General features: G+C 71.6%; 9 protein-coding genes. 3 read left to right on the top strand and 6 right to left on the bottom strand.

Annotated features, from left to right (window positions below; translation table 11 throughout):
• Positions 1-108 precede the first annotated feature (108 nt).
• From V6U81_RS01530 to V6U81_RS01520, 3 genes are all read left to right on the top strand, one after another.
• Positions 109-4,269 (top strand): golvesin C-terminal-like domain-containing protein, encoded by a 4,161-nt coding sequence (locus tag V6U81_RS01530; protein ID WP_334483249.1) that lies wholly within the window; start codon positions 109-111, stop codon positions 4,267-4,269.
• A 94-nt stretch (positions 4,270-4,363) separates the two neighbouring features.
• Entirely contained in the window at positions 4,364-5,626 is a 1,263-nt protein-coding gene (locus V6U81_RS01525) for a sensor histidine kinase (protein ID WP_334483247.1), read from the top strand.
• 14 nt (positions 5,627-5,640) lie between these two features.
• Complete coding sequence (locus V6U81_RS01520; protein ID WP_334483245.1) at positions 5,641-6,312, top strand: DNA-binding response regulator; 672 nt, start codon at positions 5,641-5,643, stop codon at positions 6,310-6,312.
• 235 nt (positions 6,313-6,547) lie between these two features.
• On the opposite strand, the gene V6U81_RS01515 is transcribed toward V6U81_RS01520, so the two are convergent.
• The 6 genes from V6U81_RS01515 to V6U81_RS01490 all read right to left on the bottom strand — a co-directional run bounded on the left by V6U81_RS01515 (position 6,548) and on the right by V6U81_RS01490 (position 15,335).
• Positions 6,548-7,768, bottom strand: a complete 1,221-nt coding sequence (locus V6U81_RS01515) for an RNA polymerase sigma factor (RefSeq protein ID WP_334483242.1) — start codon at positions 7,766-7,768, stop codon at positions 6,548-6,550.
• Positions 7,765-8,097, bottom strand: a complete 333-nt coding sequence (locus V6U81_RS01510) for a YciI family protein (protein WP_334483240.1) — start codon at positions 8,095-8,097, stop codon at positions 7,765-7,767. Before V6U81_RS01510 ends, V6U81_RS01515 begins: the two co-directional genes overlap by 4 nt.
• 365 nt (positions 8,098-8,462) lie before the next feature.
• Complete coding sequence (locus V6U81_RS01505; protein ID WP_334483237.1) at positions 8,463-9,287, bottom strand: hypothetical protein; 825 nt, start codon at positions 9,285-9,287, stop codon at positions 8,463-8,465.
• 471 nt (positions 9,288-9,758) lie between these two features.
• Positions 9,759-10,307, bottom strand: coding sequence for a hypothetical protein (locus tag V6U81_RS01500; protein ID WP_334483234.1), 549 nt, complete (start codon positions 10,305-10,307; stop codon positions 9,759-9,761).
• A gap of 68 nt (positions 10,308-10,375) precedes the next feature.
• A complete protein-coding gene (locus tag V6U81_RS01495) occupies positions 10,376-11,092 on the bottom strand; it encodes an HD domain-containing protein (RefSeq protein WP_334483231.1) in 717 nt (238 codons plus the stop codon).
• Between the two features lie 61 nt (positions 11,093-11,153).
• On the bottom strand, positions 11,154-15,335 hold the full coding sequence (locus V6U81_RS01490) for a SpoIIE family protein phosphatase (RefSeq protein ID WP_334483228.1): 4,182 nt from the start codon (positions 15,333-15,335) through the stop codon (positions 11,154-11,156).
• Positions 15,336-15,452 lie beyond the last annotated feature (117 nt).

Here is a 15,452-nt window from a genome sequence, read left to right as displayed (position 1 = left end):
CCCCTCGCTCCACGGCGGTCATCGGCCGACCGGCGGAACCCCCTGCCACCTGCACCTCGACGGCGTGAACGCGAGCCCCCGTAGCCCTCCCACCCCCCGGAGACGCACATGCAGACCCGTCCCACGGTTGTCCGCGCCCGCAGGCAGGCCGCACTGCTGCTCGTGGCCGCGCTCCTCAGCATTCCCGCCGCGTCCGCCCAGGCGGCGCGGCCCGCCGACGACGGGCGGAGCAGTGCGACGCCCGGCGGCCGGCAGTCCGAGCCGTCAGGCGGGGGGCTCGCGCCGCAGGCGGTTCCGGAGCAGAACCGTGACCGCGTCCTCGCTCGGGGCTGGAAGACCTCGGGCGACGTCGCCTGGGCCACCACGGCCGACGGGCGTGGGTTCCACATCCTCAAGGCCGACGCGGCCGAGGGATACGAGTGGCGAGTCGTCGCGACGCTGCGGGAGAGCCTGGTCGACGTCGACCAGTGGATCGGACAGGCCTGCCTGACGTCCTCCGGCGGCAAGGTCGTCGCCGTGTACGCGCCCCGCTCGTTCGCGAACAAGCCCGACCTCTACGACCGGGGCGGCTTCACCGCGGTGGTCGACCTCCGGACCGGCAAGGTGACCAAGCTGGGCGTCACCGCCTCCCTCGCCTACTTCAACCCCGGGTGCGGCGCCGACGACCTCGCCGTGCTGACCCAGGCGAAAGCACACGACGACCAGGGGCGAACCCGGCTGGCGGTCGTCGACGCACGCCGCGGCACGGTCGGCGCGAAGCCGGTCGAGCTCGACGGGCAGGTGACGTCGGCGATTCCCCTGAGTCGGACCGAGATCGTGGCGGCCAAGGGCGCGCACGTCGTGCGGGTCGACGACCACGGCGCGGTCGCGACCGTCGCCAAGACCACCGGTGTGCCCTTCCGGCTGACCGCCGACGCCGACGGCGGCGTGGTGCTCCTGGACCGGATTCCGGCGGCGGCACCGGGCAGCGACGCGAAGCGCGCGCCCACCCCGTCGGCGGCGGGAACGCCCGCACGCGACGAACTGGTCGTGCTGCGCCTGAGCCGCAAGCAGCTCGCGCAGGGCTCGCCCCGGTCCGCCTCCACCGCCGACGCCACGCTGACCAAGCCGGCAGAGATCGCCCGCGGCGCCTTCGGCGACTTCAGTCTGGCCCCGGCCGCGCACGGCAAAATCGCGATTCTCGGCGCGGCGAAGGTCCGAGGCTCGGCGGGCTATCTCAAGCACGTCCCGGAGGTCGCGCCGGGCGCGAGCGCCAGCACCACGGCCGCGGCCTTCGTCCACGACATCGACTGGAAGAACGGGCGCGTCCCGCAGGCCGAGGATGAGCCGGCCCCCATCGAGCTGTCACTCACCGTCCCGGCCACCGACGAGACGGTCCGGCTGGGCATCGACCTGGCCCACCCCACGACCGCCAGAACCTCACCCGGCCAGAAATCCCCGCCGGTCGCCGGCACCGCGACCGACGGCGCGAAGCCTGGCGCCGGTAGCCCTGCCACCGCGGCACCCGCGCCAGCGGCACCCGGAGACGAGATCTCGCCGGCGCTGAACCTCGCATCGACGACCGCGGCGAGCAGTCTGGTCGGCGACGACCTTCCCGAGTCCGCCGGTGAACGTACCTGCGCGATCGCCCGCAACGACCACCGACGGCAGGCCATGCAGCCGAAGCCGCGGCAGGTCGAATGGGCGGTGAACCAGGCAGTCACGAAAAACCTCGACGCGCTGTGGAATCCCACCGGTGTGGACGGCTGGCGCACCCGGGTCGAGCTGGGAAGCACCAAGCCGCTGGCACTCTTCCCCACCCCGGCGATCGCTGGTTGGCCCACAAGTCAGGTCCCGGCGCAGGTCGTCCTCGGTATCGCCATGCAGGAATCCAACCTGTGGCAGGCCGCGAGATACGCCATGCCCGGCGTCACCGGAAACCCGCTCATCGGCAACTACTACGGCATCGACATCTACAACAGTGACGAGAGCGACGACTGGGACATCTCCATGGCCGACGCGGACTGCGGATACGGCGTGATGCAGGTGACCGACGGGATGCGGATCGGCGAGCGCACGTATGAGCAGCAACACGCGATCGCGCTGGACTACGCCTCCAACGTCGCCGCCGGACTGCAGATCCTCGTGCAGAAGTGGAACCAGACGTACAACGCCGGCCTGATCATCAACAACGGCAACCCGCGGAACATCGAGAACTGGTTCTACGCCCTCTGGGCGTACAACTCGGGGTTCTACCCGCAGTCCGACGCCGCGAAGAACAACGGCGCGTGGGGGGTGGGCTGGCACAACAACCCCGCCAATCCCAAGTACGACCCTGAGCGCTGGCCGTTCCTGCACGACAACCACTTCATCGACGCCGTCCACCCGAACTGGTGGCCCTACCCGGAGCGGGTCATGGGCTGGGCGGCATGGCCCATGGGGCTGTACGAGGCGCCCGGTAAGGAGGTGCCGGCGTTCCGCGGCGCCTGGTGGAACGGCGACGGCTACCGGTTTGCGGTGAAGCCCCCGATGGACCTCTTCTGCGACACGACGAACCGGTGCGCCAAGGAACTGGTCGGCACGTTCCCGTGGGATGGAGAGGCACCCCCGGAAATCCCAGGGCCGTGTCTGAGCACCTATCAGGGCGTCCCCGACTATCGCTGCTGGTACAACCGTCCCGCCAAGTGGAAGGACTGCAGCGTCGAGTGCGGGTACGAGTTCATCCGGTTCCCCGAGGACTGGAAGGAGGAGGCGAACGGCACCGCGTACCCGCCGAACTGCAGCCGCAGCGCGTCGGCGTCGGGGAATGCCGCGCCGCCGGGTGCGTTGATCGTCGACAACGACGTGAACGGCGTGCCCTCCGTCCGCCCCTGCGCGGACATCCTGAGCGACGGCACCTTCACCATGAGCTTTGCCGAAGACCCCGACGGCACGATGCCGTCCAAGATCGATGTTCATCAGCTCGGAGCCGGCTTCGGTGGGCGCTTCATCTTCGGCCACACCAGGTCGGGTAGCCCCGGAGGAACGCAGGACCGCCTCGAGGTGGTCGGCACCTGGACGCTGAACCGCGCCTCGTACGGCTGGATGCGGGTGGCTGTGCACCTGCCCGACCACGGTGCGCGGACCCAGCAGGCCAAGTACACGATCCACCTGGGCGACGGACGCTCGACCGTGCGCTACCTCAACCAGAAGCGCCAGGCCAACAACTGGGTCTCGTTGGGCGCCTTCAAGTTCAACGGTGTGCCGAGCGTGAGCCTCACCAACGTCACCCTCGACGGTGACGGGACCGAGAACGTCGCGTGGGATGCCGTGGCGTTCCAGCCGTTGACCCGCAAACCCGTCAACGTGGCCGTCCTCGGTGACTCCTACGCGTCGGGCGAGGGGACCGGCGACCCGGCGGACACGGGGTCGGCTGGCTACTACGCGGAGACCAACACCGACGGTGGCGATCTGAAGTGGCAGAACTCGTGCCGGCGCAGCCCCGAGGCGTGGGCGCGGAAACTGGTGATGCCCGGCATGAGCCAGTCGGTAGGCGCGCTGGAGGACCAGTGGAGTTCCGCCGTCGAGCTGGGCTTCGTCGCGTGCTCCGGGGCGGTGACCGAGCAGTTGACCGTGCCCTGGTACTCGCGCGTCTCGGCGGAAGGGTACGACGGAAAGGGGCAGTGGTCGGAGTATCCGCAGGTCTACTCGGGGGTCCTGAGCGCGGACACGGACTACGTCGTCCTGACCATCGGCGGAAATGACGGGGATCTCTTCTCGAACGTGCTCACCACCTGCGTGACCCTGCCGCTGTGTCAGGAGTCCTCGATCTGGGACACCGTGTACGACCAGCTGGACGACCACACGATCCCCGACACTGAAGCGCTCCTGCGCAAGATCCACCTGCAGGCGCCGAACGCCAAGGTCGTTCTCGCGACGTACCCGACGGTGTTCAAGATCGACGACGCCGAGGCCTGCTGGGTCGAGCCCTGGGAGCTGAACGAGATCCTTCCGCTCCAGACCTACCTGACCCGGAGTCAGGGAGATCTGGTCCTGAAGTTGTGGGCGACCGACGGGCTGAAAGTGGCATTTGCGCCCGTCGACGACCGGTTCCTCCGGCACGACGCCTGCGAGCCACTGGGTTTCAACTGGATCAACGGACTGACGCTGGCGAAGCAGGGAGACGGCGACAACTCGCCGAGCATGGCCTCGTTCCACCCGAACGACCAGGGCACCACCGCCTATGCGGCGGCGATCAGCGCGGCCCTGGCCGCCCCGGTGCCCAACGTGCCGTGGAACCCGGTCCCGTAGAGCCTGGCCCGTAGTGCCACGGCCGGGCGGCTATCTTGGCACCGCCACGGACCGGTCGGACGAGAGTACGGCCGCACAGCGGATCAGGAGAGCCATGAGGCTGTACGTCGCCCGGAACAGGCTCGGCGCCCTGCCCACGACGACGGCTGGCGTGGAGCGTGCGTTCACCATCTTCATCGCCGGCGTCCGCCTGGGCACCGTCGCTCAGATGGTCCCGACCCTCTACCCGGGGATGCAGTCATCCCCACGGCCAGGTCTCTACCTCACGACCTGGCTGGCCGCGACGTTCGCCGCACTGGCGGTGAGCGTGGCGTCGCTGGTGAAGGGCCGGCCACTGGGTGCCGGTTTCGTCCTCGCGGACTTCGCCCTCGCGAGCGCCGTGATGCTCGTGGGACCCTTGGTCGTCGGCCCCGCGGACCGCGTCGGCACCTGGGTGGGATTCCAGCCAGGGAACGCGCTGTCCGTGATCATCACAGCCATCGGGCCGAGGTCACCGGTCGTGCTGGCGGTCGGCCTGCTCTGCGTCACGGGCAGCTACGTGGTCCACGTGTCCGGCGCCACCCTTCAGGGGCCGGTGTTCACCACCGTCATGGGCAACGGGCTGACGTTCGTGGTCTACGCGCTGGTGTGCCGCATGTTCAGCACGTTCATGCGGCGCATCGCGCGGGACGCCGACGCGTCCCGCGCCGTCGCGGCCGAGCTGGCCCGCCGCGAGGAGGAACGCCGTGCCCAGGTCCTCATGCACAACGGCGTGGCCGTGATGCGGCTCCTCACCGAGCCCAACCTCCCGGACACGACCCGGGTACGCCTGCTCGAGCACGCGGAGGTGGAGCTACGGCGAATGCGGGCCTACCTGAGCCGCCAGTCGTCGCCCGGCACGACGACGCAACCCGCCGGTCCTCCCGACCCACGTCCGTCGCAGGCGGGCGCGACCTCACTCGCGGACGAGGTTCGCCGCACCTGCACCAGGTTCAGAGACCTGCCGATCGAGCTCGCACTCGATCTCGGCACGGGGGTCAGGATGACCCCGACGGAGATCGAGGTCGTGACGCGAGCACTGGACAGCCTGCTGCTGAACGTCCGCGAGCACGCAAAGGCCGAGATGGTCGTCGTCCACCTCGACGCCGAGCCCGACGGGTCGTGGATCCTGACCGTCAACGACAACGGGTCCGGCTTCGACTCGACGTCGGCCAGCCAGGGGATCGGCCTTCGTGAGGTGGTGGTCGGCGAACTGGAGCGCGAGGGGTACTCCGTGGCGGTGAACTCTCAGGTGGGGGACGGGACGACGGTGACGATCACGTACGCGGCGCGGGTCGTCCCACGGCCGCTCGGCAAGCGCGCGCGGGCGGCGTCGTGAGGCCAGCGGTCGCCGTGGTCGACGACGCCTCGGTCATCCGGGAGTCGATCGCGATACTGATGTCCGAAATCGAGGTCGTGGCGGCCTTCCCCACGGTGGAAGAGCTCATGCGAAGAAGCCCTCCGGCCGATCTGGTGGTCCTCGATCTGCACCTCGCCAACGCCGTACAGCCCGACGTGCGGCAGGGCATCGCCGCGATCCGCGCGTTGACCGAGGGCGGGTACCGGGTCTGCGTCTACAGCCAGGAGGAGCGTCGATTCGTCCTGGCGGCCTGCATCGCGGCGGGCGCACACGGGATCGTGTCGAAGTCGGTGTCGGCCGCCGCGGCACAGCAGAACTTCGTCGAGGTCGCCGCAGGAGGAACGGTGATCCCACATTCGGTCATCGCACTCCTCGAGGTACTGGTGCGGCGCAAGGCGATCACGGTGCTCACCGATCGGCAGCGTCAGGTGCTGCACGGTCGCGCGCGTGGATTCAGCTACGGCCAACTCGCGAGACGCCTCTTCACGGGCGAGAGCACGCTGCGCGGATACTGGAAAGACATCACTGAGACGTTGTCGGACTACCTCGCATCTGCGACGCCTGCTGAGATCGAGCATGCGCTCGGGCTTGCGCCGGGCGACCTGCTCGAGTTCTGGCCGGACGGGGGCACACCAACCAACTGGTGGAGGACAGGGTCAGGGTAGCCACGACGCGCGGACACCGCGTCACGCTGCCGGCCCCGTCAGACCCTCTTCAAGACGCTCCACGAGCCGGCCGAGGGCCCCGGCGCGTTGGGGCCACCACCCGGCCGATGATCCCGGCCATCGCACGCCACATGGCTCTGGAGTGAGGGGTGGGTCGAAGCCGTCGAGCGCGGCGACGTCGTCGCCTTGTCGCTGCTGGGGTATGCGGCTGTGGCGGTGTCCGGGGTGGTGCGGTTCAGGGGCCGGCCAGCTGGTCGCGGCGGCGGATGAGGTACGCCGTCTCGGCGGTGTTGCCGGCCAGCCCGATGGCCCGGTCGTACGCCGCCCGCGACTGCTCGCTGCGGCCCAGCCGGCGCAGCAGGTCGGCGCGGGTGGCGTGGAAGGCGTGGTAGCCCTCCAGCGGCAGACCGTCCACCTCCGCCAGGGCGACCTCCGGGCCGTCGAACTCGGCGACCGCGATCGCCCGGTTGAGCCGCACGATCGGCGAGGGGTCGAGGCGGACCAGCTGGTCGTAGAGCGCGACGACCTGCGACCAGTCGGTGTCACGGACGTCGCGGGTGTCGGTGTGCAGGGCGTTGATCGCGGCGAGGATCTGGTAACGCCCCGGAGCCTGGCCGGAGGCGAGGCGCGCGCGGACCAGGGCGTGGCCCTCGGCGATCAGCTCGCGGTCCCAGGCGCCGCGGTCCTGCTCGCCGAGGGTGACGAGTTCACCGCTCGCCGACACCCGCGCCGCCCGGCGGGCCTCCGTCAGCAGCATCAGCGCCAGGAGTCCGGCGACCTCGCCGTCGGCCGGCATCAGGGCACGGACCAGCCGGGTCAGCCGGATCGCCTCGGCGGTCAGGTCGCTGCGGACGGCTTCCTTCTCGGGGTCCGAGGCCAGGTAGCCCTCGTTGAAGATCAGGTAGAGGACGGCGAGCACCCCGGTGACCCGGGCCGGGATGTCCTCCCGTAACGGCACGCCATAGGGGATCCTCGCCGCCTTGATCTTCGCCTTCGCGCGGGTGATCCGTCGGCCCATGGCGGTCTCCTGGACCAGGAACGCGCGGGCGATCTCGGGCACGGTGAGCCCGCCGACCATCCGCAGGGTCAGCGCAATGCGTACCTCCATGGCGAGAGCGGGGTGGCAGCAGGTGAAGACGAGGCGGAGCCGATCGTCGTCGATGGCGCCGAGCGGCTCAGGGGTGTCGGACAGCATCAGCGCCTCCTTGTGCTTTTCCTCGCGCCTGACCTCGCGCCGGATCCGGTCGATGGCCTTGCGGTGGGCGGTGGTGGTGAGCCACGCGCCGGGACTCGGAGGGACGCCGTCGACCGGCCAGCGCTCGACGGCGGTCGCGAACGCCTCGGCGGCCATCTCCTCGGCGATGTCGAGGTCGCCGAAGCGCCTGGCCAGGGTCGCGACCACCCGGGCCCACTCCTCACGGTGGACCCGGGTGATCACCTCGTCTACGTCGGTCATGCGGCCAGGAACGGCCGGAGCTCGACCTTCCGGTTGCAGTGCTTCGACCCCAGGGCGGCGAGCCGGAGCGCCACGTCGAGGTGAGGGGCCTCGATGATCCAGAAGCCGGCAATGTGCTCCTTCGATTCCAGGTAGGGCCCGTCGGTGAACACCGCCTCCCCGTCCCGGCCGTCGATGACGGTGGCCGTGCTGGGCGACGCGAGGCCGCCGGCGAAGACCCAGTGGCCGTCGGCCTGGAGCTGCTCGTTGAAGACATCGATCGCGGCCATCTCCTCCGCGGTGGCGAGGTCGGTCGTGTCGAAGAGAACGGAAATCAGGTACTGCGCCATCGGGGTCATCTCCTGTCGTCGCGTGGCCGCCCCCTCGGGCCGCCTTCCACCCCTGCTACGAACGCCGCTGCTTCGATCCGACACGCTCCGCAGATTCTTCGAGGATTCTCGTACGCCGCGCGGCGCGGCGGGCGCTCGGACGCGTTGGCAGCGGGAACCCGGCCGCGTCGGTCAGCAGCCCGATGCTGATCTGCGGCTCCGGGCGACCCCGGCCTCCTCCAGCACCCGCAAGGAATCCAGCTTGCTCGGCGGACCGGACTGCGTGGTCCTGGAGGGCAGGGGAGTGTTCCGTGGCCACGCCCGGGTCCAGGAGGGGGCGCCGACCCCGGACCCGCGACGAGGCGGACCGTGGCCGCCCGGGCACCTCAACCGCTCGGGGATGAGCCCTCATCAGGTCGACCGGAGTTCGGTGCGGAACCACCAGGTGCTGACGCTGTCGGATTGCCCGGCCGCTCGGACGCTTCTTGAGCCTGGCGCTGGCGCGGCTTGGTCGACGTATCGAACGAGGTGGCTCGCGTGAGGATGTCGCTGTCGCGCAGCGTTTCGTCCAGCAGGTCTCTGAGCCGCCGCAGGGCGGCCTTGTGCTCGGCGACCATGCGCTGCACCGCGTGGGCCAGATCTCTGTTCGCCGCCTGCCCCGCACCGCCGGCAACGGAACCGTCGACGGACCCCTCCAGGATCGTCAGCCACTGCAGACTGAGCCGCTCGAAGTGATTCGCCCGCCTCAGGGCTACGTCGAGCTCGCAGTCGAGCTTGATCCGCTGCCTCCAGTACGGCATGACGAGCTGCTTGACACGCTCGTCGAGCTCCACGCGGACATAGGGTTGACACTTGATCATTACGTCGCCTCGGTCATAGCGCCAGGGGCACTTCTTGGCGAGCTTCCGCTGCAGGTCCGCTTCCAGGTCCGCCGCCTGGTGCGGCGGGAAGTTGCCGGCGCGCTCTGCCGCGAGGTGCGTCAGCCTCAGGACGACGTCGGGCATGTAGTAGTTCGCGTAGCCGCTCAGCGTCTCCTGCCGGAGGCGGTCGGATGACCAGGTGAAACTGGCATGGATGATGAAGTCGTACACATGGCCTTGAGCGGAGACCCGGATCGGCGCTGGCGCATAACGTCGTTCGACGCGACGGCCGAGTGGGGTTGTTGATTGCCAGACCCCTGCACGGTCCTCATCCTTGAGAGCGTCGAGCATGCTTCCCCAGAGCCTGACCAGTTTCGCCCACATCTTGATCAGGTGCTCCCGGAGCGCCGGTGACCGGTTGCCCAGTCGTCGCCACCGGCCAGGGGGCGCTGACTCCGTGCTGGGCTCGTCGGTCAGGTGGCCTCCCTCATCGGGGACCTGATCCGCTCCGGCCGCCCCGTCCCGGGGCTCCGCATCTCCAACGGGGGCAGCCGCGCGGGAGTTGTCGCCGGGCGGAGAGCCCGCAGGCGGCACCGCGTTGGACGGCGAAGGGCCTGTTGTCGGGGAGGCATCCGCGTCGTCGGCCATTCCTCACGGTAACCAGGGATTGACCGATTTGTCGGCAGTCGCCCCCACGCCAGGGCTTGCCATTCAAATATTTCGACAAATACCCCTTATGCGGAGCGTTGGCCGCACTCCGGGCGGACGGCTCGTCCTGGTCCGGTGTGCGGCGATCCCCCGGTCGAGGGGCGATCCGGCCGGTCAACCCTCACCATCCGGCCGGCTGGCTGGCGCGCAGTACGCGCACTCGTTCCGCTCCGACCAGTCCACCCGGTCCAGCACCCCCGGCGCGATCGTCCGGTGCCCGAAGTGCCGCCGTACCCCCATCCGGAAGGTCCAGAGCGCCTCGGCGAACTCGTGGTACGCGTCGTGCCCCTCGTCGGACCGCAGGTCCCCGCCGGAGCGGACCAGCCTCCGCATCCGGATCAGCCGGTGGAAGGCGATCTCGCCGGCCGCCACCAGCTCGGGTGTGCCGGACATCAGCAGCCGCTCCCGTGCCTGGTACGCCCCGGACTCCGTCATCGCCCGGTCGGCGCCCGGCTCCCCGTCCGCAGATGTGGGGGTGCGGAGCAGGCCGTGCGCCGTGGCCAGGGCCAGCGCGAAGTCCACGCAGGTACGCCAGCGTTCCTGTTCCCGGTCCCGGGACCTAGTGTCCCGCTCACGCCGCAGGTCGACCAGAAAGGTGCCGGAGAGCGCGATGAGCGCACCCGCTCCCGTGCTCAGCAACGGCATCCAGTCCACACCGGACATGCTGCCATCCCCGGTCGCGCTCGGATCGCCCGGCGGGTCGGGGCCGGTCCGGGTGGTGGGCGCCGACCTCAGTTGGGCTGGTCGAGGATCGCGCTGAACCGCTCCTCGGCCAGGTCGAGCTGGGCGAAGATGTGCCGCTTCACCGGCGGCGACAGTGGCGTGTCCGGTCGGGCGATCAGGTCGCGGAAGACCGGCACCAGCGGCCGGTACTTCGCCGCCGACCGGGCCACCTTCGGCCCGGCGCTGTAGACCACGCCCACCCCGTTGTCGGTGAAGTCGGAGACCTTGATGACCCGGGCCCACGGCTCCCGGTCCAGGCTCGCCGCCACGTGCTCCCGGTACTGGGCGTTGCGGTCCCGCTCCGGGTCGTACGCCGGATTGGTGACCGCGCCGACCAGGCGGGCGACGCGCGGGCCGAAGCGGTCGGCGAGCGTGGCCAGCGCCGCCCCGGTCGGATCGGCCGCCGCCGGGCCGGCCAGCTCGTCGGGGTGGTCCTCCACCGCGTCGTGCAGCAGCCCGGCGACGATCACGTCCACGTCGCGCACCTGGTAGTGGTGCATCATCCGGATCGCCACCCGCAGCAGGTGGTTCAGGTACGGCTCGCGGACCCGGCGGTCGTCGCGGTGCAGCTCGGCGGCGAGGTCCAGCGCCGCGGTCAGCCGGCCCCGGGCGGGCGGGTCGAAGGCCCGGATCTCCAGCCGGAACCGCTCCAGCAGGCCGGGTTCGCCGTGGATCTCGGTGATCGCGTGCATCGGCATGGTGGCCAGGTACGGCGGGAAGTCCATGGCACCACTTATAGCGGATCTTCACTACCTGGCGGACCCGACGGTCACCGACCCGACGGCGTCAGGCGGTGCCGGACAGGCGCTTGACCAACCGGACGGTCGTCCCCTCCGGGGTGCCGTCGATGCGCGTCTGGTCCATCAGCCGCGCCATGATCAACCGGCCGCGGCCCCGTTCCGTGCCCTCCGAGTGGGACTCCCGCCAGCCGCCGGTGTCGGTGACCTCGATCTCCAGCCGGTCGGCGCGCAGCCGCCCGCGTACCGTGGTGGTCGCCCCCGGCGCGAAGCGGTAGCCGTGCTCGATGGCGTTCGCGCAGGCCTCGCCGACCGCGATGAGCACCGCCTCGACGTCCGACTCGCCGGCGCCCAGGCCGGTCAGCCAGGCGCGCAGCGCCTCCCGGGTGGGGGAGAGCTGGGCCGGGTCGGCCGCCAGCGCGGCGTGGAACAGCGCCGGCTCGCGGTGCCGGTAGATGAGCACCGCCACGTCGTCGTCGCGGACGTCGGGCAGCAGGTCGCGCACCATCCGGTCGGCCAGCTCGCCCTCGGGCAGCTGTCGCCCCTCGGAGAGGCTGTCCACCGCCCGGGCGATGCCCGCGTCGATCAGCTCGCGTCGCCGCTCCACCAGGCCGTCGGTGTAGAGCAGCAGCGTGGAGCCCCCGCGCAGCTGCGCGCCCGCCTCCGGCCGGCCGCGCACCGCGACGCTGGCCAGCGGCACCGACCCCGCCTGGTCGAGCATCTCCGCGGTGCCGTCGGGGTGCATCAGGATGCCCGGCGGATGCCCGGCCGACGAGTAGCGCAGCACCCCCAGCGATCGGTCGATGATGGCGCAGAAGACCGTGGTGTTGCCGCCGCCGGGGACCGTCCGGGCGAAGTCGTCGAGCGCGGCCAGCACCTCCGCCGGGCCCTTGGCCTGCAACAGCAGCGCCCGGCAGGCGTTGCGCAGCTGCCCCATCACGGTCGCCGCGGACAGGCCCCGGCCCACGCAGTCGCCGACCACCACCGCGACCAGGTCGCCGGGGAGCGGGACCACGTCGTACCAGTCGCCGCCGACCTCCAGCGGGCGGTACGCCGGCTCGTAGCGGACCGCGAAACCGGCCGGCAGGTCCACCGGGCCGAGCATCGCCCGCTGCATGGCCAGCGCCACCGTCCGCTGCGTCTCGTACGCCCGGGCCCGGGCCAGCGCCTGCGCCAGCGCGCCGCAGAGCTGCCGGACCAGCGGACGGTCCAGCGCGGGCAACGCCCGGGGCGGATCCAGCTCCAACCAGACCCCGGCGGGGGCGGTGCCCGGCTCGATCCGGGTGCCCAGGCCGGTCACCCGGCCCGCGTCGTCCCGGGTCAGGTACGGCTCCCCGTCCGGCCCCAACCCGGCGAGGATCCGCCGTACCCGGTCGGAGTCCGCCACCCCGACGCTGACCACCACCGGCGTCCCGGCGCCGTCCGGCGCCACCGCGATCCCGCGCGCGCCCCCGACCAGCTCGCCCAGCTCGGCGAGGCCGGCGTCGAGCACCTCGGTGAGGTCGGTGGCGCCCGCCAGCCGGGAGGAGAGCGCGGCCAACGCGGCGTTGCGGGCCGCCGTGCCCACCTCGGTCGTCACGTCGCGCAGGGTGGCCACGTGCAGGCGGCGATCGGTGCGCGGCTCGCGAACCGTGTTGTGGACCGCCTCCACCCACATCCGGTGCCCGTCGGTGTGCCGCAGCGGCAGGGTCACCCGGCCGCGTCCGGTCCGGGCGGCGTCCGCCAGCGCCTGGGTGATTTCGGCCAGCCCCTCCGGTTCGCGCTCGGGTTCCGGCCACCACACGTACGGGGGGTGCATCGGCAGATCGAGCCGCTCGGCGCCGACCAGCCGGCAGAACGCCTCGTTCGCCTCCACCAGGGTGCCGTCCGGCTCCACCACCACGAACGCGTCCTGCAACGAGTCGATCAGCGCGGCCCGCCAGGTCGCCTCGTGGTTGCGCAGCCGGGAGAGCTCCAGGTGCGCCCGCACCCGGGCCAGCAGCTCGTCCGAGGAGAAGGGCTTGGGCAGGTAGTCGTCGGCGCCGGCCCGCAGTCCCTCCACCGCCGCCCCCTCTCCGGCGCGGGCGGAGAGCACGATGACCGGCACGGTCGCCGTGCGCCGGTCCGCCCGCAGCTCGCGCAGCAACCCGAAGCCGTCCAGCCGGGGCATCATGATGTCGGTCAGCACCAGGTCCGGTGGGGCGGCGAGGGCCGTCTCCAGCCCGTCCCGGCCGTCCACCGCCGTGACCACCCGGAAGTGCGGGGCCAGCAGCCCGCTCAGGAACGTCCGCAGGTCGGCATTGTCCTCCACCACCAGCACGGTCGGGACGCTCTGGGCATGGGCGGGTGCGGCGGCGGGCGCGGCGCGCCGGGCGTCGTCCGTCGAGGCCGCCCAGTCGAAGGCCGCCTGCCGGTACGCCGGCCCCGTGGGCGCCACCCGGCCCGTCGTCGGGCTCTGCCGGCCGTACGGCAACCGGACGGTGAAGGTACTGCCCTCGCCCTCGACCGAGCGGACCCCCACCTCGCCACCGTGCAGCCGGACCAGCTCCTGCACCAGGGCCAGCCCGATGCCGGTGCCCTCGATCGACCGGCCGGCGCTGCCGCGCACCCGGTGGAACCGGCGGAACAGCAGCGGCTGCTGATCGGCGGGAACGCCCACCCCGGTGTCGCTGACCGACAGGGTGACCGCCTCGTCGTCGCCGTGCAGGCGCAGCCGGACCGTGCCGGCCAGGGTGTACTTCAGGGCGTTGGAGAGCAGGTTGACGACGATCTTCTCCCACATGTCGCGGTCCACGTACGCGGTGTGCGGCAGCGGTGCGACGTCGACCTGGTAGGCCAGCCCACCCTCGCGCATGGCGTGGTCGAAGGACTCGGCGATGCCGGCCGTGAGGGCGGCCAGGTCGGTCGCGGTCCGCTCCGCCTCCAGCCGGCCACCCTCGACCCGGGCGAAGTCCAGCATGTCGTTGACCAGCTTGCGCAGCCGGCCGGCGTTGCGTTGCACCAGCTCCAGCCGCTCCCGCTGGGCCGGCGGCAGCGGGTCACGTTGATCGGCCAGGCTCTCCTGCACCGGCCCCGTGATCAGCGTCAACGGGGTCCGCAGCTCGTGGCTGACGTCGGTGAAGAACTCCGTCTTGACCGCGTCGAGCTCGGCCAGCGCGGCGGCCCGGCGGCGCTGGGCCTCGTAGGCCAGCACGTCGGTCAGCGCGGTGGAGACCCGGCTGGCCACCAGGTCGAGGAACTGCCGGTACGGCTCGTCCAGCTCCCGGTACGGGCTGACTCCCAGCACGAGCACGCCGACCGGCCGGGCCCGCCCGGTCGCCACCAGCGGCAGCGCCACCGCGTCGTCCACCAGCGTCCCGCCCGGCACGTCGGTCCCCGGGACGGTGGCCCGGTGGCGCCGGGACAACCGGGTGATCCGGACCGGCCGCCCGGTCCGCAGCACCTCCGCCACCTCGGGAAACTGCTCCGGGACGGGCAGCCCGTCGGACGGGCCGTCCGCGGCGGTGACCCCGAACGATGCCACCAGGGTCAGCTCCCCGCCCGCCCCGCCCTTCGGCGGCTGCTGCCCGTACTCGTCGTCGAAGAGCCGGTCCTCGCGGAGGTAGACCATGCCCAGCGGCAGGTCGGCGCGGCTGCCGGCGAGGATCCGGGCGGCTGCCCGGGTGGCGTCGCCGGGGCTGTCCGCCTCGGCGATCGACAGCTCGCCCAGGTTGCGGAGCAGGGCGAGGCGGCGGTCGCCCACCACCCGGCCCGTCGCGTCGCTGGTGGCCACGAAGATCCCGATGACCTTGCCGTCCTGGTCGTGCACCGGGCTGTAGGAGAAGGTCCAGTAGGTTTCCTCCCGGTAGCCGTGCCGCTCGAGGAAGAGCATCTGGTTCTGCGCGTACGTGGCGCCCGCGCCGCTGAGCACCTGCTCGGTCAGCGGGCCGAGGGCGTCCCACGCCTCGGCCCAGCACTCCGCGCCGGCCTCGCCGACGGCGGCCGGGAACTTCTCGCCGATTATGCCGGTGTAGGCGTCGTTGAAGATCTGCACCAGCTCGGGCCCCCACCAGAGCAGCATCGGGATCTTCGACGGCAGGACGGTGCGCACCGCCGCGCGCAGCTCCGGCGACCAGGACTCCACCGGCCCCAGCGGGGTGGCCGCCCAGTCCCTCGCCCGGTGCGCGGCGCTGGTCGGGTCCGTGCCCGGGAACAGCTCTTCCACCGGCGAGCTGCCGCTCGCCGGTACGGCGCCGGCCCGGTCACCTGTCACGTCCCGTCCCCCCGATTTGCTCCTGACGGCGCGCTGAGCTGCGCCTGCCACCGACCCATTGTCCCCGCTCGGCGTCGGGTCCACTCCTGGGGAGCGTGATCATCGGTCCGGTTCGGT

The organism is Micromonospora lacuserhaii (genome assembly GCF_036902735.1).
Taxonomy (GTDB): domain Bacteria; phylum Actinomycetota; class Actinomycetes; order Mycobacteriales; family Micromonosporaceae; genus Micromonospora.
This window is presented reverse-complemented; position numbering and strand designations above follow the sequence as displayed.